Source organism: Longimonas sp., from assembly GCF_046498435.1.
Lineage (GTDB): Bacteria > Bacteroidota > Rhodothermia > Rhodothermales > Salinibacteraceae > Longimonas.
This window is the reverse complement of sequence record NZ_JAWOAR010000327.1, coordinates 1-9,817: the sequence shown is the minus strand read 5'-3', so window position 1 is coordinate 9,817 and position 9,817 is coordinate 1. Positions and strand designations below refer to the sequence as shown.

Genomic DNA, 9,817 nt, shown 5'->3' with positions numbered 1-9,817 from the left:
TGGCTGTGTTCAGCGTGCATGCCTTTAGCAGTCATTGAATAATTCAACCGCTACCGAGGCATTAATCGTTTGGCGTTAATGTGCGGTGGTGGATGGACTCTAATCCGCGCTGATAGTTCATTCATTTATTATTCACTGCTATTCATAAGTCTTCCACCGCGTGGTGCTTTACGTTCAGAGTTGCATTGCGTAAGTGCTTGCTACACCCGTGAAGGGTCCTGGCACAGTGCGTGCCGTGCTCCCCTGGCGCAGCCCCCGATTGCATGATCTCTTCCATGATCTCTTCGTGGTGGTTCAGCGTTTTGCTTGGCAGTGGTATCGTCGTTCTAAGTAGTGTTGTGCGTGGGATAAGCCATCACGCGGCGTTGCAAGCGGACTCGATTCCCAACGCGATGCAGGCAACCGTGCGAGGCATCATGCTGCGTGCGTTGATCGTAGTGCTGGGACTCATTCTTGCGCTGCGTTGGCTGCCTGTGCATACTCTTGCTTTTGTAAGCGCCTTGCTTGGCGCGCTGCTGCTTAGCATGGGCGTGGAGCTGGCTGCCGTATGGAAACGTATTGAGAAGGCGTAGCGCCCCCTTGCTGCTCCGAAATCCTCTTCGCTACATTTTTGACATTGACTGGTACCTTTTCGGTGAATCGATCCGATTGCATCTTTCGCTGTCGTCCTTTCTGGGCTGCGCTGGTCTTGCTTCTTGGCCTGGCGGCTCCACTCATGGCTCCTGCCGTTCATGCCTCCGAGCCTGCTGAGGCGCGTGCCGCAGCGGCCGACGACGAGCTTACGCTGGATTATGTCGTGAACCGGGCCATCATCGGCCACGCTGCCGATGGCTACTATCTCGACTTCAATCCTTTTGGGAGCATTGAGCTGCCGCGTATTTTCCTGGTTCGGGATGCGGAGGGCAGCCTCGGTATTGACGGGGCCCTCACGACCAAGCGCCTACTCAAGTCGGAACGCTACGGCGTGTATCCCCAGGATGAGGATCCCGAGGATGAGGATGCTAATCTCGTAACCCAGGGCGCTGAACTGGACGCGCTCATGGATGAGAAAAAGCATCTGTATGGAACCGTAGCTCGTGCTGACCAGGGAGAAATTGTGGCCGACTTTTCGATCACCCGTCACTTTATGTTCGGGTTACTGGCCATGGGTATCGTAGCTGTTGTGTTTATTACACTGGCAAACCGGTACAAGCGTGGCGTGGGGCGAAGCGAAGCACCGCGTGGCATCCTCCAAAATATGATGGAGGTCATGATTGTCTTTCTGCGCGATGAGGTGGCCAAGCCCAACATCGGCCCGAAATACAAAACCTTTCTGCCATATCTGCTAAGTGCTTTTTTCTTCATCCTGGCCGCAAACATCTTAGGCTTGGTGCCTTTTTCGGGATCAGCCACGGGCAACATCGCCGTAACAGGCATGCTGGCCTTCTCGACCTTTATCATTGGGCAAGTCTACGCGACGAGCGATTACTGGAAGCACTTGCTCTTAGGCCCGCCCGATGCGCCATGGCCGATCCGGATCATTCTGATCCCCATTGAAATTATGGGCGCTATCACACGTCATGTGGCGCTGGCGATTCGTCTGTTTGCGAACATGATGGGCGGAGCACTCATCATCTTTAGCCTGATTGGAGTGGTCTTCGTGATGAATGTACTCTTCACGACCGGAGCCGCTGCCTGGGGCGCTGGTATCATTAGCACAGGATTCACGGTGTTTGTCTTGCTGCTCAAGCTGCTGGTTGCCTTCATTCAGGCGTACGTATTTACCATTTTGTCGGCGCTCTTCATTGGCATGGCCGTTGAAGAGCACGACCACGGTCACGACGAAGAGGCTCCGGCTTCTTCGCGTCACGATGCAGAACAGGCCGCCACGGCCCCTGCATCGGCACACTGAGCCGGCCTGCCCGCTTTGGGCAGGGCCACTCACTGGCAGCGCGGCTTGCGCTATGTCAGGCGGGGCCCCTTTGGCCTCGTAGTTACTCTTAACAATCGCTTGTTTCTTTACGCCAACACGTTACATACTACCATGGACCCTGCTGCTCTTGCATACCTCGCCGCCGGCATTGGTGCCGGTCTTGCTACCATTGGTGCCGGATATGGCATCGGCCGCCTTTCTGATGCTGCCATGGACGGTGCGGCCCGTCAGCCCGAAGCGGCTGGCGACATCCGCGGCCTCATGATTGTATCCGCCGGCCTGATTGAGGGGGTTGCCCTCTTTGCCGTCGTGATCTGCCTGCTGCTGGTCTTCCTTGCCTAAGCAGCCCGACTCCGCAAGCCTGCGTGTGCAGGGCCCCTTCATGTTCATGGGCTGTGCATTGCCTCATGCGCGATGCATGGCTCAAAAATCCGAGGGTGGCCCTGCACGATTGGTGCTCATAGCACCTTAGGCTTGCCTGTGCTGATGCGCAACCATGCGCTTCGGCACGCTTTCGACCCTGCCGTTTTCGGAGGTTCGGCACCCCCGCCTGCATAGGCGGCGCTGTGCTCGACACTGCCTCCGCTCGTTACCGTTAAGCTTACTCTGTGTCATGGCCTTTTATCTTGCCCAAAGCCTCATTGAGCCGTCTGCCGGCCTCTTTTTCTGGAAGGCCCTTGCGTTTGTTATCTTCCTGCTGCTGCTGTACAAGTTCGGGTGGGGGCCGATTACCGAAGCCCTCGAAGAGCGCGAGTCGCGCATCGAAGACTCGATGACGCGGGCCGAGCAAGCACTGGAGGAAGCCCGGGCTATGCAAGCCGAAAATGAAAAGAAACGCCGCGAGGCCGAGCGCGAATCCCAGCGCATTATTCGGGAAGCGCGCGAAGCTGCTGAAGAGCTTCGCGAAGAGGAACTCGACAAGACCCGAGACAAGATCACTCGGATGCGCGAACAGGCCCAGGCCGAAATCCAGCGCGAAAAACAAGGCGCGCTCGATGACCTCCGCGACGAGGTAGCCGACCTGGCCATCGAGGCCGCACGCAAAGTTGTGCAGGCCGATCTCGATGCCGACCGCCATCGCGAGTTGGTCGATGACTTCATTGAGGAGCTTCCTACCAATTAACGCACCCAGCCTCGCAGGCCGCCTTGGTCTGCTGAACTCGCTGGACCTGCCTGCTTTCCCCCTTCTGCTATGAGCCAACGCACGGTCGCTACGCGCTACGCCTCCGCCCTGATTGAGGAGGCGCATGATTCAGACGCAGTATCCACCATCGACGATGATGTGGATGTGCTCTACACCACGCTTGCCGAAAATGATGAACTGGCGCGGGTCTTTACCAGCCCCGTGCTCTCTGCCGAACAGAAGGAACGTGTCGTATCGGCGCTGCTCCCTGACCATGTGAGCGAACTGATGATGCGTTTCCTGAAGCTGCTCATCGCAAAGCAGCGCGCCACGCTCGTAACCAACATCCTGGACGCGTACCGCACGCTGCGTAATGAGCAAGAAGGTATCGTCGAAGTAGATGTGCGCTCCTCCCACGAACTCGACGAGGATGAACGCGATGCACTGGTTGAGGCGCTCGAATCGCTCACCGGGGCTTCAGTTCGCCTCGACATCAGTGTCGACGAGTCGCTTCTGGGCGGCCTGGTTATCCAGGTTGGCGACCGCGTGTACGATGGCAGCGTACACCACAAACTGGAAGCGCTGCGCTCGCGTTTTCATGCGCCGCGCCCTGCAGCAGCCTAACTGCACCCTGCCCTAACACATGCTGCGCCACGCAATCCTGCGCACGGCGCCCTCACACCTGTACCATTTTACTCCGCTAACACCACTCCGCTATGTCTACTGCTATTCGACCAGACGAAGTAACGTCTGTCCTCAAGCGCGAACTGGGGGGCTTCGACGCCGATGCCGATGTCTACGAGGTAGGCACGGTGCTCCAGGCCGGCGACGGCATCGCCACGCTCTATGGCCTCTCGAACGTCCAAGCAGGCGAACTCGTCACGTTTCCCGATTCGGGCGTGCGTGGCATGGTGCTGAACCTTGAAGAGGACAACGTCGGCGTTGTGCTCTTTGGCGAGGTCGATGCAGTCAGCGAAGGCGACGAAGCACGACGTACCGGCAAAATTGCGTCGGTCCCTGTCAACGAAAACGTGTTGGGCCGCGTCATTGACCCGCTCGGACGTCCGCTCGACGGCAAAGGCCCCATCGAGGGCGACAGCATCGATATGCCGCTGGAGCGCAAGGCGCCCGGCGTCATCTATCGCGAGCCCGTCACCGAGCCGCTGCAAACTGGCCTCAAAGCCATCGACTCGATGGTGCCCATTGGACGCGGGCAGCGCGAACTCGTGATTGGTGACCGCCAGACTGGGAAAACGGCAGTCATTGTAGACACCATCATTAATCAGCAGCAGACGCAGGATACGGATAAGCCCGTCTACTGCATCTATGTTGCCATCGGGCAGAAAGACTCGACGGTCGCACAGGTGCAGCGCGCCCTGGAGCGCAACGATGCGATGGAGTACACCGTCATCGTGAACGCTTCAGCCTCCATGCCCACTCCGCTGCAATACATTGCGCCGTTCGCCGGCGCGTGCATCGGCGAGTTCTTTCGGGATACGGGACGCCATGCGCTCGTTGCCTACGATGACCTCTCGAAACAGGCCGTTGCCTACCGCGAGCTCTCGCTGCTGCTGCGCCGCCCGCCCGGACGCGAAGCCTACCCGGGCGATGTATTCTACCTGCACAGCCGTCTGCTGGAGCGCGGGGCCAAGATCATCAGCAACCAGGAGGTGGCTGCTGACATGAACAACCTGCCCGAGGGGCTAAAAGACCGCGTTAAAGGGGGCGGTTCGCTTACGGCGCTTCCTGTTATTGAAACGCAGGCCGGCGACGTATCTGCCTATATTCCGACTAACGTCATTTCGATTACCGACGGGCAGATCTACCTCGAAACCGACCTCTTTAACTCGGGCGTGCGTCCCGCGATCGACGTGGGTACGTCGGTCAGTCGTGTGGGGGGGAACGCGCAGATCAAAGCCATGAAGAGTGTGGCCGGTACGCTGCGCATTGACCTGTCGCAGTACCGCGAGCTGGAGGCATTTGCCAAGTTCGGCTCCGACCTCGACGCCTCCACGCAGCGCCAGTTGAACCGAGGCGAGCGCATGGTCGAGATTCTAAAACAGAACGAGTTCTCGCCGCTGTCTGCCGAGGAGCAGGTCGTTATCATCTATGCCGCCACCGAGGGCCTGCTCGACGAAGTGCCGGTCGAAGACATTCAGGATTTCGAGGACGCGCTGCTTGAGCGGATGCGCACGCAGTACGAATCCGTCCTTGAGGACATCCGCAAAAGTGGGAAGCTGAGTGACGACGCCGCCTCCCAAATCCGTGAGATCGTGGCCGATGTGGCTTCGACCTACATCGCCGACGACGAAGAAGAAGAGGACAGCGACGAGTTGTTGGAGGCGCTCTAACACTGTCTGTGCCGACCACGCCGTGCTGTATCCACCTCGTTTGCCCCAACCCTGCCGCTTATGGCCAACCTCCGCGACATCCGCAATCGGATCGACTCGATTGAGAATACGAAGCAAGTAACGCGCGCCATGAAAATGGTGGCTGCTGCGAAGCTCCGCCGTGCGCAGGAGCGCATCTTCGAAGCGCGCCCCTACGCCTACAAGCTGCGTGAACTGATTGGGCACCTCACCGACAAGCTGGAAGATGTGGGGCATCCGCTCTTTCAGCAGCCGGATACAGACGGTGTGCTGCTCATCATTGTTACGGCCGACCGTGGGCTCGCAGGTGCGTTCAACAGTAACGTCATCAAAAAGGCGGAGCATGAAATCGAGACCCGGTATACCACTGAGCGGAAACAGGGCAACCTGTACCTGCTCTGTGTGGGGCGCAAGGGCCATGAGCACTTTGCCCGGCGCGACTACCAGTTGGTTGGTGACTTCCGCAATGTGTTTGATGGGCTCAGCTTCGGCCTCGCTAAAAAGGTGGTAGAGGCCGCCCGTGAGGGCTTCGATCGGGCCATCTGGGGCCATGTCGATATGGTCTACAATGAGTTCAAGAATACAATTGCCCAGAACCGCATTGTGGAGCCGCTTCTGCCTCTCCCCAAGGAGCAGTTCCTTACGCCCGTGATGGAGGAGGAAGACGATGTCCCCGAAATCGACGACACACTCGAAGTCGATTACATCTTTGAGCCCGGCGCGGAGCAGATTATGAAGGCGCTGGTGCCGCGCTTCCTTAACTACCAGATGTGGCGTGCGCTCTTGGAGTCCAACGCTGCAGAGCAGGGGGCCCGCATGGTAGCAATGGATAACGCCACGAGCAATGCCGAGGAGCTGCGCGACGAACTGCAACTGAAGTACAACCGCGCCCGGCAGAATGCCATTACGATGGAGATCCTTGACATCTCAAGTGGGGCCGAAGCGCTCGGATCGTAAGACGAATCATAAATTGTTGATACGAATTGCGCAGTTCCGCGCTCCAGCCTCTGGAACCTGCTGTTGCCTGTGCAGCGTACGCAACAAACGACAAACGCATATCATACATACTGTACGCTATGGAGAGGTGGCCGAGTGGCTGAAGGCGCTCCCCTGCTAAGGGAGTAAACGGTTTATCGCCGTTTCGAGGGTTCGAATCCCTCCCTCTCCGCAACGAAGCCGGTCTCGGGCATCCCCGAGGCTGGCTTTTTGCATCTCCGCCTACACCTTCCGGCCTACACCCTGTATCCCACTATGGCTGGCGCCGCGTCGCTCCCCACTGCTTCCAACCGCCCTGTTGTGGCCATCGCTGGGGCTACCGGATTCGTTGGCACGGCGCTCCGCACCACATTGGCCAGTGATTACCACGTGCGCGCGCTCACCCGATCGCCCGCGCGGAAGCAGTCTAACGCCCGCCGCGATTCGCCCGTAGAATGGCGCCACTGCGACCTGTTCGATCCGTATGCGGTGCAGCAGGCGCTGCAGGGCGTCGACTACGTGCTCTACCTGGTGCACTCGCTCCACGCTTCGGCCCGCCTCACGCAAGCGCGTGCCCCTGATCTGGACCTGCTCCTGGCGGATAACGTGGCGCGTGCTGCCGAAACACAGAACGTGAAGCAGATCATCACGCTGGGCGGTCTCGTGCCCGACATGGACAATTTGCCTCAACGCTTGCGTAGCCGCCGCGAGGTTGAGAACGCCTTGGCCTCCTGCAAAACACCGCTCACGGCCCTGCGCGCCGGGCTCATTGTAGGGCGAGGAGGCACCTGGCTTCGCATGCTCATCAATCTGGTGCGGCGTGTGCCCATTATGATTCTGCCGTCCTGGACCAGCGCCAAAACGCAGCCCATTGTGCGCGCCGATGTGGTGCGCGCCATTGAGCACGTGCTCGGCACCAGGCGGCACTATAGCGCCACCTACGACCTGGGCGGTCCAGACGTGATGTCGTATCGGGAGATGCTAAAGCGGACCGCTCGTGTGCTGGGGCTGTCGCGGCCTATGGGCACCGTACCCGTCACCTCGCCGCGTCTCTCTAAGCTGTGGGTCTGGCTCTTCAGTGGTGCACCGTGGGCACTCGTGAGTCCGTTCGTGGACAGCCTGCGGTACCAGGCCGCGGTCGATTCCAATCCGCTGCAAGAAGAACTGCGCCCCGGCATGCGCACATTCGAGCAGGGCCTGCGCTCTGCTGTAGACGAAAACGGACGCCCGTATCCGAACCCGCGGTCGGCGCTGCGGTCGGAAGACCAGGCGCTGATGCGAAAGCAGAGCATGGTGCGCTCGGTGCAGCGCCTTCCGCTTCCGTCCGGATACACGGCACGCGACGTAGCCAATCAGTACATGCGCTGGCTGCCACGCATTGGCGGGCCGCTCTTGCGATGCACCGTAGCAAGGAAACGCGTGTGCCGCATCCAACTGAAACCGCTCGGCATAACCCTGCTGGAGCTGAGCTACGCGCCCGACCGCAGTCCCACCGGACGCCAGCTCTTCTACGTGACGGGCGGTCTCCTGGCGCGCATGCCCGATGGCGCCCACAACGCGGGCCGCCTGGAGTTTCGCCGCACTGCCGACGGCACGCACATCCTGGCGGCCATCCACGACTTTTCGCCCATGCTGCCCTGGAAGGTGTACAACGCTACACAGGCGGTGGCGCACCTGCTCGTCATGAACGGGTTCGGGCGCCACCTGCAGCACCTGGCCGATCGGCGTTCCAACGCGCAGCCTGCGCCGACGCCCACCCCCTCGCGTCTGTAACTCGCCCGCTCTATACGTTTCTCGCGTTCGATCAACAACCATCCTCCATGACTCTCACCGACGACCAACAGGCTGCCTACGATGCCGTCTACAACCGCCTTGCGGAAGGCGAACGCCTTACCGGACTCCGTGGCTACGCAGGCACGGGAAAAACCGTTGTCGTGGGCCAGCTCGTTGAGCAGCTCGACAACGAAGAGTGCGCTGTGTACGTGTGCGCTCCGACTCACAAGGCCGTGCAAGTCTTGCGCAATCACCTCAGCGTAGGCGTGCCCACCCAGACGCTTCATGCGTTTCTGGGATTGCGCTTGCAGCCCGATGGCGAGGGCGACTATGAACTCGTGCCCGACGACAAGGAGCGCGACATGGAGGCCAGCATCGTCGTCGTTGACGAGGCCTCAATGGTGGGGCGCGATGAGTGGCAGTACATTCAGGCCACGCCCGACCGTGTGCAGTGGCTTTTCGTGGGCGATCCGGCGCAGCTTCCACCCGTAAACGAAGACGAGTCGCCCGCCCTTCAGGTACCGGGGCCCACGCTCGAAACCGTGCATCGGCAGGCCGAAGGCAACCCCGTGCTGGAACTGGCCACCAAGGTGCGCAACCACAGCTGGCACGGCTTCCGTAGCAAGTACGAAGACGGGCAAGGCGTGGCCATCACCCACAACGACAACCAGTTTTTTGGGAGCCTGGTGCGCGCTTTCACGAGCGAGACGTTCCGCACGAATCCCGAACACGCGCGCATCCTGGCCTATCGCAACAAGACCGTACGTGCCTATAACCGCCGCGTGCGGGCTGAACGCTACGGCGAGCAGGCCGCCCGCTTTGAGATTGGCGAGTGGATTGTAGCCCGCGAAACGTGGTTTCACGATCAGCGTCCGCTTATCAAAAACAGCGAAGAAGTGCGGGTGGAGGCCATCACCGAAGAGCGCGTTGAGGGCGACGATATGAGCACCTGGAAGGTGTGGACGCTCAAGGTGCGGGGCATCCACGACGACTTTCGCCGCGATATTGCGGTGCTGCACGACGACGAACAAGAGCGCTATCAGGATACGTTGCGCCGTCGTCGCGAAGACGCCAAAGACGACCACAAGAAGTGGGATCGCTACTACAGCCTGCGCGAGCAGTTCGCCAAGGTCGATTACGCCTACGCCTCCACCGTACACAAAGCGCAAGGCTCCACCTTCGACACCGTTTTTGTGGACTACCGCGACCTGCAGGTCTGTCGGGGGCCCGAGCAGCATGCCCTGCTCTATGTGGCCGTAACGCGGCCCTCGCGCCGCCTCGCTATGCTCGTGTAGAGGCGTAGCTTCGCCTCGAAAGGCTGGTTTTACAGGGGGATACGAAGCATCGGAGCTACGCCACTACGTCGCCTCAGGCGTTGAAGCCTCTGCATCCACCTGAACCGGATCGACACCACGCCACGTGGCAATCACGAAACCAGCCGCACAGGGCAATATCCTGACTGTCGTGAGTGCGGTCGTGTTCGTGGCCACGCAGATCTTCGGCGTTGCGATCGCCGCGGGTTGGGCGATTGCCGGCCTGTTCGAGCTTGGCGACGCGATCGGTTATGCCCTGATGGTGATATGCTGGATAAAATAAACGAAATACGGGAAGCCATCCAGGATTTCGATGCTTCTGACCAGGAGGCAATTGAAGAATTCAGGATTA

The 9,817-nt window shown here is 59.8% G+C and carries 10 protein-coding genes and 1 tRNA gene; all 11 read left to right on the top strand.

The annotated features are described in order from the left end of the window. Window positions 1-275 precede the first annotated feature (275 nt). The 11 genes from R6U20_RS12595 to R6U20_RS12545 all read left to right on the top strand — a co-directional run bounded on the left by R6U20_RS12595 (window position 276) and on the right by R6U20_RS12545 (window position 9,748). A complete protein-coding gene (locus R6U20_RS12595; protein ID WP_410338197.1) occupies window positions 276-572 on the top strand; it encodes a hypothetical protein in 297 nt (98 codons plus the stop codon). Window positions 573-715: 143 nt separating this feature from the next. Next, the gene (gene atpB / locus R6U20_RS12590) at window positions 716-1,891 is read left to right on the top strand and encodes a F0F1 ATP synthase subunit A (protein WP_410338196.1); all 1,176 of its coding nucleotides are present in this window, start codon (window positions 716-718) and stop codon (window positions 1,889-1,891) included. Between the two features lie 132 nt (window positions 1,892-2,023). Beyond that, the gene (gene atpE / locus R6U20_RS12585; protein WP_410338195.1) at window positions 2,024-2,254 is read left to right on the top strand and encodes an ATP synthase F0 subunit C; all 231 of its coding nucleotides are present in this window, start codon (window positions 2,024-2,026) and stop codon (window positions 2,252-2,254) included. A 271-nt stretch (window positions 2,255-2,525) separates the two neighbouring features. After that, complete coding sequence (gene atpF, locus R6U20_RS12580; RefSeq protein ID WP_410338194.1) at window positions 2,526-3,035, top strand: F0F1 ATP synthase subunit B; 510 nt, start codon at window positions 2,526-2,528, stop codon at window positions 3,033-3,035. A gap of 69 nt (window positions 3,036-3,104) precedes the next feature. Beyond that, on the top strand, window positions 3,105-3,659 hold the full coding sequence (gene atpH, locus R6U20_RS12575; RefSeq protein ID WP_410338193.1) for an ATP synthase F1 subunit delta: 555 nt from the start codon (window positions 3,105-3,107) through the stop codon (window positions 3,657-3,659). Window positions 3,660-3,751: 92 nt separating this feature from the next. Beyond that, window positions 3,752-5,386 carry a F0F1 ATP synthase subunit alpha gene (atpA, locus tag R6U20_RS12570; RefSeq protein ID WP_410338192.1) on the top strand — a complete coding sequence of 545 codons (1,635 nt, stop codon included), beginning with the start codon at window positions 3,752-3,754 and terminating at the stop codon, window positions 5,384-5,386. Window positions 5,387-5,446: 60 nt separating this feature from the next. After that, on the top strand, window positions 5,447-6,361 hold the full coding sequence (gene atpG / locus R6U20_RS12565; RefSeq protein WP_410338191.1) for an ATP synthase F1 subunit gamma: 915 nt from the start codon (window positions 5,447-5,449) through the stop codon (window positions 6,359-6,361). A 121-nt stretch (window positions 6,362-6,482) separates the two neighbouring features. After that, window positions 6,483-6,572: transfer RNA gene (locus tag R6U20_RS12560), tRNA-Ser, on the top strand. An 83-nt stretch (window positions 6,573-6,655) separates the two neighbouring features. Further along, on the top strand, window positions 6,656-8,152 hold the full coding sequence (locus R6U20_RS12555) for an NAD(P)H-binding protein (protein ID WP_410338190.1): 1,497 nt from the start codon (window positions 6,656-6,658) through the stop codon (window positions 8,150-8,152). A 47-nt stretch (window positions 8,153-8,199) separates the two neighbouring features. Then, the gene (locus R6U20_RS12550) at window positions 8,200-9,447 is read left to right on the top strand and encodes an ATP-dependent RecD-like DNA helicase (RefSeq protein WP_410338189.1); all 1,248 of its coding nucleotides are present in this window, start codon (window positions 8,200-8,202) and stop codon (window positions 9,445-9,447) included. 124 nt (window positions 9,448-9,571) lie between these two features. Continuing rightward, the gene (locus R6U20_RS12545) at window positions 9,572-9,748 is read left to right on the top strand and encodes a hypothetical protein (RefSeq protein WP_410338188.1); all 177 of its coding nucleotides are present in this window, start codon (window positions 9,572-9,574) and stop codon (window positions 9,746-9,748) included. Window positions 9,749-9,817: the final 69 nt, after the last annotated feature.

Coding starts and splice junctions, on each gene's coding strand:
- R6U20_RS12595 (WP_410338197.1), top strand. CDS start 276: ATGATCTCTTCGTGGTGGTTCAGCGTTTTGCTTGGCAGTGGTATCGTC.
- R6U20_RS12550 (WP_410338189.1), top strand. CDS start 8,200: ATGACTCTCACCGACGACCAACAGGCTGCCTACGATGCCGTCTACAAC.
- atpH (WP_410338193.1), top strand. CDS start 3,105: ATGAGCCAACGCACGGTCGCTACGCGCTACGCCTCCGCCCTGATTGAG.
- atpB (WP_410338196.1), top strand. CDS start 716: ATGGCTCCTGCCGTTCATGCCTCCGAGCCTGCTGAGGCGCGTGCCGCA.
- R6U20_RS12555 (WP_410338190.1), top strand. CDS start 6,656: ATGGCTGGCGCCGCGTCGCTCCCCACTGCTTCCAACCGCCCTGTTGTG.
- atpF (WP_410338194.1), top strand. CDS start 2,526: ATGGCCTTTTATCTTGCCCAAAGCCTCATTGAGCCGTCTGCCGGCCTC.
- atpG (WP_410338191.1), top strand. CDS start 5,447: ATGGCCAACCTCCGCGACATCCGCAATCGGATCGACTCGATTGAGAAT.
- atpE (WP_410338195.1), top strand. CDS start 2,024: ATGGACCCTGCTGCTCTTGCATACCTCGCCGCCGGCATTGGTGCCGGT.
- atpA (WP_410338192.1), top strand. CDS start 3,752: ATGTCTACTGCTATTCGACCAGACGAAGTAACGTCTGTCCTCAAGCGC.